The organism is Streptomyces sp. NPDC049627, assembly GCF_044465645.1.
GTDB lineage: Bacteria > Actinomycetota > Actinomycetes > Streptomycetales > Streptomycetaceae > Streptomyces.
Genome location: NZ_JBITLW010000001.1, coordinates 853531 through 872312, shown reverse-complemented (window position 1 = coordinate 872312; position 18782 = coordinate 853531). Strand labels below are relative to the sequence as shown.

Annotated in this window: 16 protein-coding genes, 1 tRNA gene and 1 pseudogene; 15 read left to right on the top strand and 3 right to left on the bottom strand. The window is 70.7% G+C overall.

The window, feature by feature from the left end:
- Positions 1–67: 67 nt before the first annotated feature.
- Positions 68–688 (bottom strand): TetR/AcrR family transcriptional regulator, encoded by a 621-nt coding sequence (locus tag ACIBU0_RS03840; RefSeq protein WP_398811141.1) that lies wholly within the window; start codon positions 686–688, stop codon positions 68–70.
- Positions 689–736: 48 nt separating this feature from the next.
- Complete coding sequence (locus ACIBU0_RS03835) at positions 737–1921, bottom strand: Glu/Leu/Phe/Val dehydrogenase dimerization domain-containing protein (protein ID WP_398811138.1); 1185 nt, start codon at positions 1919–1921, stop codon at positions 737–739.
- A gap of 187 nt (positions 1922–2108) precedes the next feature.
- Here ACIBU0_RS03835 and ACIBU0_RS03830 point away from each other — a divergent pair, with 187 nt between their 5' ends.
- The 13 genes and pseudogenes from ACIBU0_RS03830 (at position 2109) to ACIBU0_RS03770 (ending at position 13619) form a co-directional block, all read left to right on the top strand.
- Positions 2109–3395, top strand: a complete 1287-nt coding sequence (locus ACIBU0_RS03830) for an MBL fold metallo-hydrolase (protein ID WP_398811135.1) — start codon at positions 2109–2111, stop codon at positions 3393–3395.
- Positions 3396–3900: 505 nt separating this feature from the next.
- Positions 3901–5685: pseudogene (locus tag ACIBU0_RS03825) on the top strand (ATP-binding protein); the annotation flags it as partial.
- Between the two features lie 821 nt (positions 5686–6506).
- A complete protein-coding gene (locus ACIBU0_RS03820; RefSeq protein WP_398811133.1) occupies positions 6507–6941 on the top strand; it encodes a roadblock/LC7 domain-containing protein in 435 nt (144 codons plus the stop codon).
- A 2-nt stretch (positions 6942–6943) separates the two neighbouring features.
- Positions 6944–7315, top strand: a complete 372-nt coding sequence (locus tag ACIBU0_RS03815) for a DUF742 domain-containing protein (RefSeq protein ID WP_398811132.1) — start codon at positions 6944–6946, stop codon at positions 7313–7315.
- Positions 7293–7892, top strand: a complete 600-nt coding sequence (locus ACIBU0_RS03810) for a GTP-binding protein (protein ID WP_398811129.1) — start codon at positions 7293–7295, stop codon at positions 7890–7892. Before ACIBU0_RS03815 ends, ACIBU0_RS03810 begins: the two co-directional genes overlap by 23 nt.
- Before the next feature lie 61 nt (positions 7893–7953).
- A complete protein-coding gene (locus ACIBU0_RS03805) occupies positions 7954–8529 on the top strand; it encodes a GAF domain-containing protein (RefSeq protein ID WP_398811127.1) in 576 nt (191 codons plus the stop codon).
- Between the two features lie 161 nt (positions 8530–8690).
- Positions 8691–9719 (top strand): L-threonine 3-dehydrogenase, encoded by a 1029-nt coding sequence (tdh, locus tag ACIBU0_RS03800; RefSeq protein ID WP_398811124.1) that lies wholly within the window; start codon positions 8691–8693, stop codon positions 9717–9719.
- 35 nt (positions 9720–9754) lie between these two features.
- Positions 9755–10948 carry a glycine C-acetyltransferase gene (locus ACIBU0_RS03795; protein WP_398811121.1) on the top strand — a complete coding sequence of 398 codons (1194 nt, stop codon included), beginning with the start codon at positions 9755–9757 and terminating at the stop codon, positions 10946–10948.
- A gap of 37 nt (positions 10949–10985) precedes the next feature.
- Entirely contained in the window at positions 10986–11888 is a 903-nt protein-coding gene (locus tag ACIBU0_RS03790) for a LysR family transcriptional regulator (protein WP_398811118.1), read from the top strand.
- Positions 11889–11934: 46 nt separating this feature from the next.
- A complete protein-coding gene (locus ACIBU0_RS03785) occupies positions 11935–12525 on the top strand; it encodes a helix-turn-helix domain-containing protein (RefSeq protein ID WP_398811115.1) in 591 nt (196 codons plus the stop codon).
- Positions 12522–13055 carry a GNAT family N-acetyltransferase gene (locus ACIBU0_RS03780; protein WP_398811112.1) on the top strand — a complete coding sequence of 178 codons (534 nt, stop codon included), beginning with the start codon at positions 12522–12524 and terminating at the stop codon, positions 13053–13055. The genes ACIBU0_RS03785 and ACIBU0_RS03780 overlap by 4 nt, the downstream gene beginning before the upstream one ends.
- Positions 13056–13085: 30 nt before the next feature.
- Positions 13086–13442 (top strand): MmcQ/YjbR family DNA-binding protein, encoded by a 357-nt coding sequence (locus ACIBU0_RS03775; protein WP_398811109.1) that lies wholly within the window; start codon positions 13086–13088, stop codon positions 13440–13442.
- A gap of 103 nt (positions 13443–13545) precedes the next feature.
- A tRNA-Pro gene (locus tag ACIBU0_RS03770) sits at positions 13546–13619 on the top strand.
- Positions 13620–13728: 109 nt separating this feature from the next.
- Here the strand turns inward: ACIBU0_RS03770 and ACIBU0_RS03765 are convergent.
- The gene (locus tag ACIBU0_RS03765; protein WP_398811106.1) at positions 13729–15678 is read right to left on the bottom strand and encodes a glycoside hydrolase family 97 catalytic domain-containing protein; all 1950 of its coding nucleotides are present in this window, start codon (positions 15676–15678) and stop codon (positions 13729–13731) included.
- Positions 15679–16019: 341 nt separating this feature from the next.
- Here ACIBU0_RS03765 and ACIBU0_RS03760 point away from each other — a divergent pair, with 341 nt between their 5' ends.
- Positions 16020–17519, top strand: a complete 1500-nt coding sequence (locus ACIBU0_RS03760) for an RICIN domain-containing protein (RefSeq protein ID WP_398811104.1) — start codon at positions 16020–16022, stop codon at positions 17517–17519.
- A 446-nt stretch (positions 17520–17965) separates the two neighbouring features.
- Complete coding sequence (locus ACIBU0_RS03755) at positions 17966–18754, top strand: FHA domain-containing protein (RefSeq protein ID WP_398811101.1); 789 nt, start codon at positions 17966–17968, stop codon at positions 18752–18754.
- Positions 18755–18782: the final 28 nt, after the last annotated feature.

The window sequence follows — 18782 nt, the reverse complement described above, 5'->3', positions numbered from 1 at the left end:
GTGGCCGTGGTGAACCGGACGAGGTTGTCGTGGTCGTGGTGAACCGGGTGCCCGGCGATCGGCGACTTCACCGCCCCGAGGCGGTCAACGCTTCCCGTTCCAGCCCCAGTTCGCGGGCGAGCGCCTCGTCCACCCACTCCTGGGCACGCGCGCGTGACACCGCGCCCGGGTACGAGGTCAGCTGTACGGCGAGCCCGTCGAGGAGAGCCGTGAGCCGTAGGGCCGTGCCGGTGGGGTCGGGGCAGCGGAACTCGTCCGCGGCCACGCCCTGCGCGATGACCTCGGCGAGGGCGGCCTTCCACTGCCGGTCCAGTTCCCGTGTGACCTGCTGCAGCGCCGGCTCGCGCAGCGCGGCCGCCCAGCCCTCGATCCACAGCCGCCAGCCCTTGGCCTGTCCGGTCGGCGCGTACCAGCGCACCGCCGCCCGCAGCCGTCGCAGTGCCGTCGTGCGGCGGCCGAGCAGCCTGCGCAGATGGGCCAGGTCGCCCTCGGCCGCATGGGCGAACGCCGCCGCGACCAGCTTCTCCTTCGAGGCGAAGTGATAGAGCACCAGCGCGTTGCTCACTCCGAGCGCCGAGGCCACATCGGCGATCCGGACCGCGGCCACGCCCCGTGCCTCTATCTGCTCCACGGCGGCCCGCAGCAACTCCTCACGCCGCTCCGCCACGCTCAACCGCACTCTCGCCACTCGGTCACCCTAGGCCTTGCCGGCAGGTTCCCGCGTGTGGTGACGGTGTCACCGGTGCCACCCGAACCGCTCGGCGATGACCGGCAGCCGGTCCGCCGCGATGGCGTGCGCGGCGGCCCGGGGCGTCGTTCCGTCGGCCTCGGCGCGGGCGAGCGTGCGGTCGGTCAGGGCGCGCATCGAGCGCCGCGTGTGGGCGAAGGCCTCGTCCGCGTCCGCACCGATGTCGCCGAACAGCGTCCACCACCACCAGGCGTTCGTGGCCGAGTTGACCACGACGTCCGGCAGCACCGTGACGCCCCGCGCGGCCAGCAGCTCCTCCGCCTCGGGCCGTACGGGCATGTTGGCCGCCTCGGCGATCCAACGAGCCGTGATCCGCCCCTGGTTCGTGGCGTCGATCGCGTACGACACGGCCGCCGGCACCAGCACCTCCGCCTCGGCCGACAGCCAGGCCTCGCCCGGCAGTTCGCGGTCGCCGGGGCGCAGCGCGGCGCGGTCGACCGTGCCGTACGCGTCCCGTGCCGCGAGCAGCGCCTCGATGTCGAGGCCCGCCGGATTGGCGATCGTGCCCTTGATGTCGGCGACGGCCACGACGGTGAGCCCCGCGCGCGTGAGGAAGCGGGCCGTGGCACCGCCCATGGTCCCGAGACCCTGCACGGCGACGCGGGTCCTCCAGTACGGCACCTCCGCCCGGTCCAGGGCAGTGAGCACCGACTCGGCGACCCCGCAGCCGCCGACCAGCTCGTCCAGCCCGATGCCGTCCACCTCGACCGCGAAGGCGTCCGCGAGCCGCCGCCGGGCGCCGGCCTCGTCGTCGAGCAGCGGATACACCGCCTGGACGGACGAGACGAGGCCTGCCTCGGCCGCCGCCCGGTCGACCACGTCCTGGGAGAGGCCCAGGTCCTCGCCCGTGGTCCAGCAGCTCTCGATGTAGGGCCGCATGCACCGCAGGTAGCGCACCAGGAGCCCGTACGCCTCCGGATCCCGCGGATCGCAGTCGATGCCGCCCTTGGCGCCGCCCAAGGGGACGTAGCGGGCCTCGGCGTCGTAGTGCAGGGCTTCCTTCATGGTCATGCCGCGGGCGAGCCCGGCGACCTCCTCCAGCGTGCAGCCCGGCCGCATCCGCAACCCGCCGCTGGACACACCGCGCACCAGCCGGTCGACGACCAGGAAACCCTGGCGGCCGGTGACGTGGTCGGTCCAGGTGAGCGACAGGAGCGGGGTGGGGGTGGTCATGGGGTCTCCGGTGGGGAGGAGTGCTGCGCGGCACGCGCGGTTACTGAACGACGGGTCAGTATCGGAGTCGAGGCGGGGACATGTCAACGGCCTGAATGGCAGCCCGGGGGAACTATCCAGGGGCACGCGGGGTTGTCGGAGGGGCCGACCATAATGGAAGGCCTCACCGACTCCACCTGGAGGTACCGTGGCCGGTTTCCGTTTCCCGAGTTCCGGGCTGCGCGCCCTGCGGCCCGAGGCCTTCGGCGTGGACCCGAGCGGTGAGCGCATGGCGCGCATCCGCAGATCCCCGCACTTCAGGGACGGGGTCTTCCAGAACCCCGGAGGCGTGGCCCGGACCCGGCCCTCGGGGTCGATGCTGGAATTCGCCAAGGTCTTCTTCGACAAGGACACCCGGCCGCGACGTGCCCCGAAGGGCACCGTTCCGGTGCACCCCACCACCTACGCGGACCTGGCCAAGCCGCCCCTCGGAGGGCTGCGCGTGACCTGGATGGGGCATTCGAGCGTCCTCGCGGAGATCGACGGCCACCGCGTGCTGTTCGACCCGGTGTGGGGCCGGCGCTGCTCCCCGTTCCCCTTCGCCGGACCCAAGCGGCTGCACCCCGTGCCCCTGCCGCTCGCCGCGCTCGGCCCGGTCGACGTCGTCGTCATCTCGCACGACCACTACGACCACCTCGACCTGCCCACGATCAAGGCACTGGCCGGCACCGACACGCTCTTCGCCGTGCCGCTCGGCGTCGGCGCCCACCTGGAACACTGGGGCGTGTCCGCCGACCGGCTGCGCGAGCTGGACTGGCACGAGACGACGAAGGTCGGCGGACTCACGCTGACCGCCTCCCCGGCCCGCCACTTCTGCGGCCGCGGCCTGCGCAACACGCAGCACACCCTCTGGGCGTCCTGGGTCGTCGCGTCGGACGAGCACCGGATCTACCACAGCGGTGACACCGGCTACTTCGAGGGCTTCAAGGACATCGGCGCCGAGCACGGACCGTTCGACGCCACGATGATCCAGGTCGGCGCCTACTCGGACTTCTGGCCCGACATCCACATGACGCCGGACGAGGGCGTCAGGGCCCACGTCGATCTGCAGGGCGGCGATCCGGCCGCGGGCGTCATGCTGCCCATCCACTGGGGGACCTTCAACCTGGCGACACATCCGTGGGCGGAGCCGGGGGAGTGGATGATGCGGGCCACGCACAAGGCCGGGGTCACGATGGCGGCCCCGCGCTGCGGCGAGCCGTTCGAGCCGGCCACCGTGCCGCCCGTGACGCCGTGGTGGCGTGAAGTGGCCGAGGCGCCCGCCGAGGGGTGGCCGGCATGGCCGCCGGTCGCGTCGGGTCCGGACGGTACGGCGGTCGCGTCGGAGTCGGACGGTACGGCGGTGCCGTCGGAGCCGGGCGGAACGGCGGTCGCGCCGGGGCCGGACGCCACGGCGGTCGTCCAGGGAAGCCCGGACGTCGCGGATGTCGGCTGAACGCGCCCTCTCGGGACGGTTCGCGCCAGGCGTGTAGGAGCGCGTCGGGGCGCATGTGGGTGCGGCGTGCGCCGCTACGGCCGGTGATGTGCCGGGGCCGCGAAAGCGGACGCGCCGGTGCTGAATCGTCCCGGCCGGGATGATCGCGAGCGGGGAAACGAGAAAGTCCACCAGGGGTGGGGCGCAGGACGTGCCCCACCCCTGACTTTTCTTTGTGACCACTTCTGACCAGGTCCGATCGTTCGAGTGCTCTATGTGGGCGAGCGGTGGAGCTGGTTATCGGTCTGTCGTACGAGAGCTCATACCAGAGCGGGACGCTGCCTGCGGGACTTTGTCAACTGCCCACCGCACATGATGCGGAGACGACTACTGTGAGTGTCCGTCGGGCGACGCGGAGCCGAATTGTGTCGGCTCTGTCGACCGACATCGCGATGGCGCATGCCCCGGACCGCGCAGACAGCGCGCCCCCAAGGCTCCCGACCGACGGACCAGTACGAGGACCCCGATGTCTCAACTCCGCGCCCCGGCCGCACGCGCAGACCGCCGTGAGGGCGGGCGGCACGGGCGCCCGGCCACCCGCACCGCACCCGCACTGCCCGAGACCCACATACGGCCCCAGCTGCTGCGACTGGCCGTGCTGCCGCCCGTCGCGGTGGCCCTCAGCGCCTGCGCCGCCGTGCTGTTCGTGGTGCGCAGCACGGGAGCCCGACCCAGCCTCACCCTGTGGGCCGTGCTCTCCGGCGCGATCTCGGTGACCCTCGCCGGCATCCTGATCGCCGCAGTGGCCGCCAACCGCACCGCCAGGTCCGTGAGCGAACGCATCGGTGCACTGCGCCGCAGCAGCGCGCGCGGCGAGGCCGATCTGCGAGCCCTCGTCGAGGCACTGCGGCGTGGCGACGGCCCGCCGAAGCGCAAGGCGCGCAGCGGTCCGCCCGAGGGCGCCGACGACTTCGAACTGCTCGCCGCCGATCTGGCCCGCGCGCACGACGGGGCCGTCGCCGCCGTCGTCCAGGCCTCGCAGCTCTCCAGTCAGGCGGGCAGCGAGCAGAAGCTCGAGGTGTTCGTCAACCTCGCCCGGCGCCTGCAGTCACTCGTGCACCGCGAGATCTCGATCCTCGACGAACTGGAGAACGAGATCGAGGACCCCGATCTGCTCAAGGGCCTCTTCCACGTGGACCACCTGGCCACCCGCATCCGCCGGCACGCCGAGAACCTCGCCGTGCTCGGCGGTGCCGTCTCCCGCCGGCAGTGGAGCAATCCCGTCTCCATGACCGAGGTACTGCGCTCGGCCATCGCGGAGGTCGAGCAGTACTCGCGGGTCAAGCTCGTGCCGCCGATCGACGGCACCCTGCGCGGGCACGCCGTCGCCGACGTGATCCATCTGCTGGCCGAACTCGTCGAGAACGCCACGGTGTTCTCCGCCCCGCACACCCAAGTACTCCTCCGCGCCAACCTCGTGACGTCGGGGCTCGCCGTCGAGGTCGAGGACCGCGGCCTCGGCATGCCCGTCGCCGAGCAGAGCCGAATGAACGCGCTACTCACCGACCCCGACCAGGTCAACGTCGCCAGCCTCCTGGCGGACGGGCGCATCGGGCTGTTCGTCGTGTCGCAGCTCGCCAAGCGGCACGGCATCCACGTGCGCCTCCAGACCAACATCTACGGCGGCGTCCAGGCCGTACTCGTCGTGCCGCAGGGGCTGTTGGGAACGGAGCCCGGGGCTCGGGGAGGCGCGGGCCGGGCACCGGAGTCGCACGAGGTTCATGGGGTGGCGGGCACGGCCGTACCGCCGCACTCCCCGTCGCAGGCACGTCCGCAGCAGACGCAGGTGCCGCCCCAGCAGCATCGGCAGCCCGAGCCGACGTCTTCGCCCGCGTCGGCGGGCGGGCAGCGGAGTGCTGCCGACGCGTCGCCCGGGGCACCTCGTCGGCAGCAGCCACAGACGGGCGTGGGCGGCGCAGCTCCGCGAGTCAACGGCCACGGGCCGGCACCGCTGCCTGTGCGTGGTGCCGCCGAAGAACGGGCCAACCCGGCGGAGGCGCGGCCCGGCATCAGGCCCGACGAGCGCCGGATCGTCGCGGAGAACGCGGCCACACCGCCGACCCCGCGCACCGGCACGGTCCGCGGCACCATGGGCAAGCCCCAACTGCCCCGGCGCCGCGCCCAGGAACACATCGCGCCCCAACTCCGTGACGTCCCCGCACCGCGCCAGGAATCCGACTACATCGCCGGGCACGATCCGGGTCTGATGGCGGCGTTCCAGCGGGGGATCGGGCTCGCCGAGACGCAGCAGCACATGGAGGCGGCGCATATGGATGCGGCGCACATGGATCTGGGGCATGTGGATCCGAGGCATGTGGATGTCGGCCGCCCGGATGCAGGGACCATGGATGACCGGCACATGGGTGGCGGGTACATGGGCGTCGGCTCCACTGAGTTGGGCCGCCGGGACCCCGGAAGTGGCGAGCCCGGGCATGGGCGTGTGGATGGCGGACCCATGGATGCGGGGCATATGGGCGCAAGCCACATGGACGCCCCGTACACGACGTCTGGCGGCGCGACACAAACGACGTCGGGACACATGGCGTCAGGCCACACGGTGTCGGGGCACTCAACGTCTGCCCATGTGAGCTGGGCCCATGTAGGCGCGAGCCACATGGACTCGACACACACTGACGTCACCCCGAGCACCACCCCCCACCCGGAACCGACCCACCCGGACCCCACCCCCTCCGAGCTCACCCCCTCCGAGCCCACCCGCCTGGAGCCCACCCCCCTGGAGTCCGTGCGCCCGGAGTCGTTCCGGCAAGAGCCGACGAGCCTCGACCCGGGCCGGCCCCGACCCGCACAGCTGCGCCCGACCTCCTTGGACGCACTCCACACAGACGTGACCCCCACGACCCCCCGGCCCTCCATGGGCGTATCACCCATGGACCCGGCCCATATGACCGAGACGCACCCCCGGTCCACGTCCGGCACCGACCATGCCACCCGGCACGACGGGAGCGCACCAGCCGGATGACCACGCCCCTGACCAGCTCGAAGTCAGCTTGGGAGACAACCCCCCTCTCCAGCGCTCCAGCAGACCTTCGTACCTCAAGGAGTCGATCCATCATGGCGAGCGAAGCGCCGACCGCTCATGTGTCCGATCTCGACTGGCTGATGAGTGGCCTAGTGCAGCGCGTACCGCACACCAGCAGCGCGGTACTCCTCTCCTGCGACGGGCTCGTGAAGTCGGTTCACGGCCTCGACCCGGACAGCGCCGACCACATGGCCGCTCTGGCCTCGGGCCTGTACTCGCTCGGCCGCAGTGCCGGCGTCCGCTTCGGCGACGGCGGAGACGTGCGCCAGGTCGTCGTCGAGCTGGACTCGACGCTGCTGTTCGTGACCACGGCCGGTTCGGGCACGTGCCTGGCCGTGCTGGCCGGCCGCGAGGCCGACGCGGCAGTGCTCGGCTACGAGATGGCGATGCTGGTCAAGAGCGTCCGGCCGTACCTGGTCACCGCACCCCGTCAGCACTCCGTCGAACCCTCGGCGCTGAGGCCTTGAACGTGACGGCGGCCGGCGACGGGCCCTGGCTCGACGACGCGGCCGGACGGCTGGTGCGCCCTTTCACGATCAGCAACGGCCGTACCCGGCCCACCATCGCGCTCGATCTCATCTCGCAGGTGAGGGCCACCGGGGCGACCCCCCTCGGCTACCTCGGCCCCGAGCACGAGCAGGCGCTCGACCTGTGCCGCGCCCCCGTCTCGGTCGCCGAGGTCGCCGCCCACCTGAAGCTGCCGGCGGCGGTCACCAAGGTGCTGCTGTCGGACCTCGTCGACGGCGGGGCCCTCACCACCAAGCCCCCCGAGTTCCACCACAACCCGACTGACCGGGCTCTTCTGGAGGCAGTGCTCGATGGACTACGACGACAGCTCTGACCCCTTCCCCACCGCACTGAAGATCTTGGTGGCGGGAGGGTTCGGGGTAGGCAAGACGACCTTCGTGGGCGCGGTCAGCGAGATCGCCCCGCTCAGCACCGAGGAGTTGCTCACCACGGTCAGCGCCGCGACCGACAGTCTCGAGGGCGTCGAGAACAAGGTCGAGACGACGGTGGCCATGGACTTCGGCCGTATCACGCTCGATCCGGAACACGTCCTGTACCTGTTCGGCACGCCCGGACAGGAACGGTTCTGGTTCATGTGGGACGAGCTCTGCGAGGGCGCGCTCGGCGCGGTCATCCTCGCCGACACCCGGCGGCTGGAGGACTGCTTCGCCGCCGTCGACTTCTTCGAGCAGCGCGGTCTCGGCTTCATCGTCGCGATCAACGAGTTCGACGGCGCCTACCGGTACGACCCCGAGGAGGTCCGTGCCGCCATCGACCTCGACCCGGAGATCCCCATCGTCCGCTGCGACGCCCGGATCTCCAGCTCCGGTGTGCAGACCCTGCTGACCCTCGTCCGGCACCTCATCGCCCACACCCCGGCACACGCGCCGAGCCACGGCGCCCACATGTGACACCCGCACACACCAGGACGGAACCGCATATGACCCACGCCCACAGTGACGGAATCCGCCCATGAGCTACGGCCCACCCCGCCCGGTCGCTCGTCTGCTGCTCACGCCCGAGGACAAGGAGGCCCCGGCCCGTGCGCGGCGGCTGCTCCGACTGGGCCTGGCGGAACAGCCGGACCCGGCCCTCGACGTCTTCGCGGACCATCTCGCGGGGCTCACCGGGGCGCCGTACGCCATGGTCAACTTCATCGGCGAGAACCGGCAGTTCTTCGCCGGCCTGCATGTGCGGCACACCGTGCGGCTCACGCGGGCCGACGACACCAAGCCGGAGCTGGGCCGCCATATGGAGCGCGACCATGGGTTCTGCCCCCATGTGGTCGTCCGACGCAAGGCGCTGGTGCTGGAGGACGTGCGCGACTATCCACGGTTCGCGGGGAATCCGATCGTCGACGAGTTCGGCATCCGCTCCTATCTGGGCGCCCCGCTCATCGACTCGACGGGAATGACCCTGGGCACGGTGTGCGTGGTCGACGTGGAACCGCGGCCGTGGGGGAGGGCCGGGCTGGACACCATCAAGGCGTCGGCGACGGAACTGGTGATGCGGTTGGAGCGGCGGGCGGCGGACGGACTGCCGTTGTGAAGGGGGCAGGCGTGAAGGAAAGCTGTGGCGCCGCTTAAGAAATCCTCGATGGACCGGGGCGCCGCCGTACGGCAGATTGCTACGCGATTCCACCCCTCTTCCCGGCCACGGGCTCCTTCGGCATGCCCGGAGCCGGGACCCGATCCTCAGGAGCCGTAGCGTTGAAGGCGCTGGTCAAGGAGAAGGCGGAGCCCGGGCTCTGGCTCGCGGACGTCCCCGAACCGGCCGTCGGGCCCGGCGACGTACTGATCAAGGTGCTGCGCACCGGCATCTGCGGCACCGATCTGCACATCCGGTCCTGGGACGGCTGGGCGCAGCAGGCGATCCGCACCCCGCTCGTGGTGGGCCACGAGTTCGTCGGCGAGGTCGTCGGGACGGGACGCGATGTCACCGACATCGAGATCGGCGACCGCGTCAGCGGCGAGGGCCACCTGGTGTGCGGCAAGTGCCGCAACTGCCTGGCCGGCCGCCGCCATCTGTGCCGTGCCACGGTGGGCCTCGGCGTCGGACGCGACGGTGCCTTCGCCGAGTTCGTCGCCCTGCCCGCCGCCAATGTGTGGGTGCACCGGGTGCCCGTCGACCTCGACGTCGCCGCGATCTTCGACCCGTTCGGCAACGCCGTGCACACCGCGCTCTCGTTCCCGCTGGTCGGTGAGGACGTGCTGATCACCGGCGCCGGACCGATCGGTCTGATGGCCGCGGCCGTGGCCCGGCACGCGGGTGCCCGCAACGTCGTGATCACCGACGTGAGCGAGGAACGGCTGGAGCTGGCCCGCAAGATCGGCGTGAGCCTCGCGCTGAACGTGGCGGAGGCGGGCATCGCCGACGGCCAGCGCGAACTGGGCCTGCGCGAGGGCTTCGACATCGGCCTGGAGATGTCCGGCCGCCCCGAGGCGATGCGCGACATGATCGCCAACATGACGCACGGCGGCCGTATCGCCATGCTCGGTCTGCCCGCGCAGGAGTTCGCCGTCGACTGGGCCCGCGTCGTCACCTCGATGATCACCATCAAGGGCATCTACGGCCGCGAGATGTTCGAGACCTGGTACGCGATGTCCGTGCTGCTCGAGGGCGGCCTCGACCTCGCGCCCGTGATCACCGGGCGGTACGGCTACCGCGACTTCGAGGCGGCGTTCGCCGACGCGGCGAGCGGCCGCGGCGGCAAGGTCATCCTCGACTGGACCGCGTAACTCCCTCACCCGCAAGCACCTTCAGGAGCTTTCCGATGTTCGACTCCGTGCGCGACGACCTGCGCGCCACCCTCGACGAGATCCGCGCCGCCGGCCTGCACAAGCCGGAGCGCGTCATCGGCACCCCGCAGTCCGCGACCGTGAACGTCACCGCGGGCGGCCGCCCCGGTGAGGTCCTCAACTTCTGCGCCAACAACTACCTCGGCCTCGCGGACCACCCCGAGGTCGTCGCCGCCGCCCACGAGGCCCTGGACCGCTGGGGCTACGGCATGGCGTCGGTCCGCTTCATCTGCGGCACGCAGGAGGTGCACAAGGAACTGGAGGCCCGGCTGTCGGCGTTCCTCGGCCAGGAGGACACGATCCTGTACTCCTCCTGCTTCGACGCCAACGGCGGTGTCTTCGAGACGCTCCTCGGCGAGGAGGACGCGGTGATCTCCGACGCCCTCAACCACGCGTCGATCATCGACGGCATCCGCCTGTCCAAGGCCCGCCGCTTCCGCTACGCCAACCGCGATCTGGCGGACCTGGAGGCGAAGTTGAAGGAGGCGTCCGACGCGCGCCGCCGCCTCATCGTCACCGACGGCGTCTTCTCCATGGACGGCTATGTCGCCCCGCTGCGCGAGATCTGCGACCTCGCCGACCGCTACGACGCCATGGTCATGGTCGACGACTCGCACGCCGTCGGCTTCGTAGGCCCCGGCGGCCGCGGCACCCCCGAGCTGCACGGCGTGATGGACCGCGTCGACATCATCACCGGCACCCTCGGCAAGGCTCTCGGCGGCGCCTCCGGCGGCTATGTGGCCGCCCGCGCCGAGATCGTCGCCCTGCTGCGCCAGCGCTCACGGCCGTACCTCTTCTCGAACACGCTGGCCCCGGTGATCGCCGCCGCCTCCCTGAAGGTGCTCGACCTGCTGGAGTCGGCCGACGACCTGCGGGTGCGGCTGGCCGAGAACACGGCCCTGTTCCGCCGTCGTATGACAGAGGAGGGTTTCCAGATCCTCCCCGGCGACCACGCCATCGCGCCGGTGATGATCGGCGACGCGGCGAAGGCGGGCCGGCTGGCGGAGCTGCTGCTGGAGCGGGGTGTCTACGTGATCGGCTTCTCGTACCCGGTCGTGCCCCAGGGCCAGGCCCGGATCCGCGTCCAGCTGTCCGCCGCTCACTCCACGGACGACGTCAACCGTGCCGTGGACGCCTTCGTGGCGGCGCGGGCGGAGCTGGAGGGCTGAGCCGGAGCACACGGGGGCATTTGAGACAATCGATCTCATGATCGAAGCGCGGCGGCTCCACATCCTCCGTGCGGTGGCCGACCACCGCACGGTGACGGCGGCTGCCGCCGCGCTGTATCTCACCCCGTCGGCGGTCTCCCAGCAGCTGGCCGCACTGGAGCAGGAGACGGGCCACCGTCTGGTCGAGCGCAGCGCCAAGGGCGTACGGCTGACCCCGGCCGGCGAGATCCTGCTCAACCACACCAACGCGGTCCTGGCCCAGCTGGAGCGGGCGGAGGCCGAGCTGGCGGCGTACAGCTCCGGCGCGGCCGGCACCGTCACCGTCGCCTCGTTCGCGACCGGCATCGCCCAGGTCGTCGCCCCCGCAGTGGCCCGGCTCGCCGACTCGGCGCCGGGCATCCGCATCCGGGTCCAGGACGCGGAGGGCGACGCGAGCCTGCCGATGGTGCTGGACCGGCAGGTGGACGTGGCGGTCGCCGTCGAGTACCGGGGGGCGCCGCCCGCCGACGATCCGCGTCTGACGCACGTACCGCTGTACGCCGAGCCGTTCGACGCCGTCGTCCCGGTCACGCACCGCCTGGCCGACACCGCCGAGATCCCCCTCGCCGACCTCGCCAAGGACCCGTGGATCGGCCCGTATCCCGGCAACCCCTGTCACGAGGTGGTCGTCCTGGCCTGCGAGAACGCCGGGTTCCAGCCCCGCCTCGAACACTCCTCGGACGACTTCCGCGCGGTTGTCGCCCTCGCCTCGGCCGACGCGGGCGTGGCGCTCGTACCGCGCTCGGCCCTGCGCGGCATGGACCTCACCGGCGTCGTCGTACGGCCCGTGGACGGGGTGGCGCCCACGCGCCGGGTCTTCGCGGCCGTACGACGGGGGGCCGAGGAGCATCCGCTGATCAGACCGGTGCTGGAGGCACTCGGGGAAGCGGCGGGCGAGTGAGCCGTCCGTAACGCGGGCGTTTCATATATGGGATAACGTCCCGGATGTGAAACAGAAGAGATCGGACGGTGCCGAGACCCCGGACCCGGTGGACGCCCGCCTCGGTGCCCGCCTGGCCGAACTGCGCGCCGAACGCGGCTGGTCCCTCGGGGATTTGGCGGAGCGCAGCGGTGTGAGCCGTTCGACCCTGTCCCGCGCGGAGCGGGCGGAGATCAGCCCCACCGCCGCGCTGCTGAACCGCCTGTGCCATGTGTACGGGCGGACCATGTCCCACCTGCTCAGCGAGGTCGAGTCCGAGCCCGCCCTGCTGGTGCGGGCGGCCGAGCAGCCGGTGTGGGAGGACCGTTCCTCCGGGTTCGTACGACGATCCGTGTCGCCGCCGCACACCGGTCTGCGCGGCGAGGTCGTCGAAGGGCGGCTCGTTGCGGGGGCCGACATCGCGTACGACCGGCCGCCCGTGCCGGGGCTGGAACAGCACATCTGGGTTCTGGAAGGAGAGCTCGACGTGACGGTTCAGGAGGTCGAGCACCGTCTCGGCGCCGGGGACTGCCTGCGGATGCGGGTGTGGGGGCCGACGCGGTTCCGGTGCCCGGGGCCCGAGGCGGTGCGGTATGTACTGGCGGTGGTCCTGCCGTGACCGCGACGCGACTGGACGAGCGGCAACTACGCGACCACGTCGGTGAGTTGGCCGACCTGCTGGTGGACACGGTGGCGGACGGCGCCTCCGTCGGATTCCTCGCACCCCTCGACCGTACGGCGGCCATCGCCTGGTGGGAGGAGCGCGCCGCCGCCGTGGCCGCCGGGCAGCTGGCGGTGTGGACGGCCCGTGAGGGCGGGCGGACGGTCGGCACGGTCAGTCTGGTCTTCCCGGACAAACCCAACAGCCGCCATCGGGCCGAGCTGGTCAAGCTGATGGTGCATCGCCGGGCGCGGGGGCGGGGCCTCGGCCGTCGGCTCCTCATGGTCGCGGAACAGGCGGCGATCGATGCCGGGATCACCCTTCTCCACCTGGACACCGAGACCGACAGCCTCGCCGAGCGTCTGTACGGCTCGGCCGGGTGGACCCGGGCCGGGGTGATCCCCGACTACGCGGCGAGCCCGTCCGGGCTCCTGCGGCCGACGACGTTCTACTACAAGCACGTTGGTGCAACCGCTCTCACCAGGTGATTGTCAGTGGCAGCCGCTACGGTGCGTTCCATGCAGGATGCCGAAGACGTACGCCGTATCGCCCTGTCTCTGCCGGACACGACGGAGAAGATCGCCTGGAGCATGCCCACGTTCCGGGTTGCGGGCAAGATGTTCGCCACGCTGCCCGAGGACGAGACCTCCATCGCGGTGCGCTGCCCCAAGGAGGAGCGCGACGAACTCGTCCTGGCCGAGCCGGAGAAGTTCTGGATCGCCGACCACGAGGCCCAGTTCGCCTGGGTGCGGGTCCGGCTCGCGGCCCTGGAGGACGAGGCGGAACTGCACGACATCCTCGCCGACTCCTGGCGCCAGGCGGCACCGCCCCGGCTGCTGGACGCGTACCCCGGGCTGGGTCTCCCGACCGAATGAACGAGGGGCGACCGCCGCATAAAGGGATGCGCGACCATCGACCCGAGTGCGGTATTGTTTCCATGCACGTTCGGCCGGGGGAAACCCCAGGTCAGACGGGCATCGGGACGTGGCGCAGCTTGGTAGCGCACTTGACTGGGGGTCAAGGGGTCGCAGGTTCAAATCCTGTCGTCCCGACTTGAGAGAGTCGCAGGCCGGAGGCCGTTTCAGAGAGATCTGAAACGGCCTTTTGGTCATTTGGGTATGGCTCCATCGCCGTGCTGATGAGCTTTCAACGACCCCGGCTTCAGGACGGCTTGAGTATCACCGCCTGACCGCCGGAGGGGGCCATGGCCACGCTGAGCGCGGTCGCCGAGGTGACGGTCCGGGTGCTCACTGTGACGGGGGTCTGGTAGGCGGACGTGCCCGGAGTGCCGTCGGCGTAGACCGTCGCCGTCCAGGTGCCGCTGCCGAGGAAGGACAGCGGGAGGGAGAGCGTCCTGGCGCTCTCGTTGGTCATCGCGCCCAGGTACCAGGTGGTGCCCTTGCGGCGGGCCACCGCCACGTACTGGCCGATCGACCCGGCGAGGGTGCGGCTCTGGTCCCAGGTGGCGGGGATGGCGTCGAACCACGGCAACCCGGGCCAGTTGGCGGTGTTGGCGTACTTGGACGGGGAGTCGTACCAGTAGAGGAAGGCCAGCGGCTGGTAGTAGACGGCGGCCATCGCCATCTGGTGGGCATTGGTGGTCTGGTTCCGCGACTGCCCGTAGCAGATGGTGTAGTCCATCGGGCCGCCGATGTTGCGGGCGAACGGCAGGGTGACGTTGTGGCTCGCGGTCGGGAAGCGCTCGTTGCCGCGCACGCCCTCCAAGGTGATCCAGTTCGGGTAGGTGCGCTCGTAGCCGAACGGCCGCACATTGTCGTGCAGGTCGATCAGCAGCTCGTACTTGGCCGCCGTCCTGACCCAGTTCGTGATCTGGTTCGTCATCGCCTGGGTGCCGTCGTTGATGAACCCGAGCTTGACGCCCGCGACGCCCCAGCTCCCGTAGAGGCCGAACAGGCTGTCGGGGCTGTGCGCCGCTCTGCGGTCGACGTAGAGGAGGACGCCGATGCCCTTGCTCGTGGCGTAGGAGATGACCGCGGGCAGGTCGATCTCCGGTATCGGCTTCGTCGCGTCGGTGCTGTGGTTGCCGTCGCCGTACCATCCGCCGTCGTACTCGATGTACTGCAGGCCCCGGGCCACGGCGAAGTCGACGCCGGCCATCCCGGCGGCGGTGGTGAGCTGGCAGCGCAAGGCCTTGCCGGGCCTGATCCACGAGGTGTCGGTCAGCGCGGTGGCGGGGGCCAGGTTGAGCACGAGTTCGGCGTTGTCGACCAGTTCGGCGTGGGTGGAGCCGGTGACGACGGCACGCCACGGAGTGGCGAAGGGTGTGGTGACCGTCGAGGCCGTCTGCACCGTGTCCGCACCGCGCCCGGTGTGCTCCATCAGGTAGGCGGCGAGGGTGCCCGGCCGGCCCGGTACGGAACTGAGCATCAGTCGCGGGAAATTGACGCGGGAGGACTCGCAGACGCAGGCGATCAGCCCGCCCGTCGCGTAGGTGGCGGTCAGCGGCAGGTCGGTCAGCGGGCCGGTGTCCGTGGTGGAGGTGCCGGTGGAGGGGATCGCGCCGGGGGCGACCGGGTTGTACGGGTCCTCGTCGCGGGCGCTGTAGACCAGGGTGTCGTCGGGGAAGACGAACGTGGTCAGCTCGTCGGCGACGGTGGCGGTGCCCTGGTCGAGCAGCACGTACCGGAAGGCGACACCGCTGGAGTAGGCGCGGATCTGGACACTGAAGTTGATCCGGGTGGCCGTGTCCTGGAGGTTCCAGCGCATCTCCTGGTAGCGGTCCCGGACGGTCGCGTTACGGCCGTACACCGGGGTCCAGGTGTTGTCGACGGTCCAGTGCTGGTACTTGGTGACGACCGTACCGCTGCGGCCGAGCATCGTCCCGTCGCTCAGTCTCAGCCCCAGGACGGAGGTGTCCACCACCGTAGCGCCCCGGCGCTCGGCCGCCCAGCTCAGTGCGCCGCCGGTCAGGGACATGGTGATGGTGGTGCTGCCGTCGGGGGCCGTCGCGGTGACCCGGGCGTCGGCCGCGGCGGCCGTCACGGCCGAGCCGACGCCCAGCGCGGCGGCTCCGGCGGTGACGGCGGCGCCCTTGAGGAGGCCCCGACGGGAGAGGCCTCCTGGAGAGCCGTACGCATTCGGATCGGGCATTTCGTGGCTGCCTGAAGCTGCCATGGCCAGGGTCAACCTCTCCGTTGAGTGAGCAGGTATTGAACATAAACAAGCAACATTCAACGTTTTCGATCGCAAGGGCAGTTGTATCCCTGTGAGGCCGGATGGTCAACGGTGCGGGGATATTTCGTTGTTCGACCGGTCGAAACACGGATGCCGACTGAACAAATCCGATCGCGAGTCTTGACAGATTCACACATCTGCGACTGCTATGTCACAGAACCGATCACCGCCGAATGGGCATCTTCCAGCCACCGTTGCGTTGCGGGGAGTTCCCTCCCGTGCGCCCCGGGGGCCCGTGCTCAGAGGAGAGACGAAGCATGTCGAAGAGACATCCGCACCCCCTGCCGCCGCGCGGCCGGTGGAAGAGAGCCGGCGTGCCGGTCCTCGCCGTGCTGGGCAGCCTGCTGGCGCTGCTGCTGCCCGCCACGCAGGCGAACGCGGCCACCGTGTCGTTCACCCTGGGAGCGACCAGGACCGACCAGAACGGCAACACGCTCCAACTGCACGGCCTGGGCATCATCAAGGTCGGTGACACCTGGTACGGGTTCGGCGAGGACAAGACCGGGGAGACCTCGACCGACACCTCGTTCCAGGACATCCCCTGCTACACCTCCACCGACCTCCACAGCTGGAAGCACCAGGGCGTCGCGCTGGCGAAGCAGGAGAGCGGCGACCTCGGGCCGGACCGCGTCGTGGAGCGGCCGAAGGTCATCCACAACGCCTCGACCGGCATGTACGTGATGTACATGCACATCGACAGCCGCACCTACGCCGACGCCAGGGTGGGTGTGGCGACCAGCAGCACGCCGTGCGGGCCCTACACCTACCGGGGCAGCTTCCGGCCGATGGGCAACCTGAGCCGGGACATCGGCCTGTTCCAGGACACCGACGGCACCGGGTACCTGCTGAGCGAGGACCGCAACAACGGCCTGCACATCTACAAGCTCTCCGCCGACTACCTGTCCGTGGTCAGCAACGTGGCCGTGCTGGGCAGCGGCGGCTCGGCGAACAGCTTCGAGTCGCCCGCCATGGTCAAGATCGAGGGCAGGTACTACCTGCTGGCCTCGCTCCTGACCGGCTGGCGGACCAACGACAACGTCTACACCACGGCCACGTCGCTGGGCGGGCCATGGGCGCCCATGCGGAACTTCGCCGCCCCCGGCACCCGGACGTACAACAGCCAGACGGCGAACATCATCACCGTCCAGGGCACCTCCGGCACCACGTACATCTACGCCGGCGACCGGTGGAACCCCGCCGACCTCGGCAACTCCCAGCTGATCTGGCTGCCGATGACCATCCGCGGCACCGTGGTCAACGTCGGCCAGTACCCCAGTTGGACGCTCGACACGACCGCGGGCACCTGGACACCGGACTCCGGAGTCCCCAGCGACGGGGTCCACACCCTGACCAACGCGGGCAGCTCGATGCTGATGGACGTCGCGAGCGGCTCAACGGCCAACGGCGGCAAGGTCATCCAGTGGCAGTCCAACGGCGGCGACAACCAGAAGTGGAAGCTGAACCGGGTGGCGGACAACGTCTACACGCTCGTCAGCGTCAAGAGCGGCCTGTGCCTGGACGTGCCGAGCCGGTCGACCGCGGAGAACGTGCAGCTCCAGCAGTGGACCTGCAACGGCGGCGCCAACCAGCAGTTCGCCGCCGACCTCGTGGGCAGCCTCACCGGCTCCAAGTTCATGCTCGTCAACATGGGCAGCGGGCTGCACATCAGTGTCGATTCCTCCTCCACCACCGCGGGCGCCCATGTGGTGCAGCTGACCGGCACCGGCGCGGCCAGCCAGCAGTGGACGATGTCCTGACGAGGACCCGGCGCCCGTCCCAGGGCCGGGTCCTGGTCGACCAGCAGGTCAGAGGTCGTATCGGGGCTTACCGATACGGCCTTTTGGCCGCTCGGGGGCCGGATCGACGCCGCCGGGCCGGACTCGTCCTCTTTCGGGCCCGGTCCGGGAGGGCTCCCGGGCGGGGCGCGTGAGCATGGGGCGGCGAGCGCCCGGGCTGACGGCGGGCGCCTCCGGGTGGCGGTCAAGGAGATCGACGTACCGCACGAGCCGGACACGTCCGCAAGGAGGCGCTGTAGGCGGCGCAACTGCGCGAGCACCCGAAGGTGATCACGGTGTACGACGTGGTGGAGAACGACGACCGCCCGTGGATCGGTAATGACTCGCGGGAGGGGTCCCGCGACGGGGGACTGACACTGAGTACGCCGGACGCCGACCGAGAAGCTCACGAACCGAGGAGACCAGCGATGCCCCTCTCCGCCAGCCTCGCGCGTGGTGTGGCGCCCACCACGCCCGGGACGCTGCACGCCCGCACGGTCACCGGTGAGCTCAGCGCCCCGCCCCGCCAGGGGCTGACGGTCCGCTTCGGGCGCGGTGAGAAGCCGGACGTGGACCTGGGTGTCGGCGTGGACGATCTGCGGGTGAGCCGACGGCACGGCGAGCTGACGCACCGTCAAGGCCTGTGGTGGCTGCGCAACACCGGTCAGCAGCTCGTGCGCCTGCCCCGAGGCCGGATGATGCACCTCACCACCGAGCCGATCCCGCTCGCCACCGGCTACACCCCGCTGTTCGTCAAGGGCTCCGGCTACCGTGAGCACCTGGTCGAGCTGTACGTGGCGGGCCATGACGACCAGGGGCCGGTGTCGCGGCGGCGTGCCGAGACCGTACGGCCGGAGACCTGGTCGCTGGACGACGACGAGCGGCTGTTGCTGGTGGTGCTCGGTCAGCGCTATCTGCTGTACGAGGAGGATCCCCGGCCCCTGACATACCGTCAGGCAGCCGAGCGGCTCGCCTACCTCCGCCCCGAGGACAGGTGGAACGAGCGCAGGATCGAGTTCCGTATCGAGGCGGTACGCCGTCGGCTGCACGGCACCGGCTTCAAGTACCCGCTGCTGCACGACAAGTCGGAGGGCCGCCCCGCCGACAACAGCCTGCTGCACAACCTGATCAGGGGGCTCGTGGAGTCGACGACCCTCGTGCCGCCGGATCTGGAGCTGATGGAGGACGACGAGGACTGGCCGGACTCCGCGCCCTGAGGGCGTCCTTGGGGGGAGCGGCAACGCC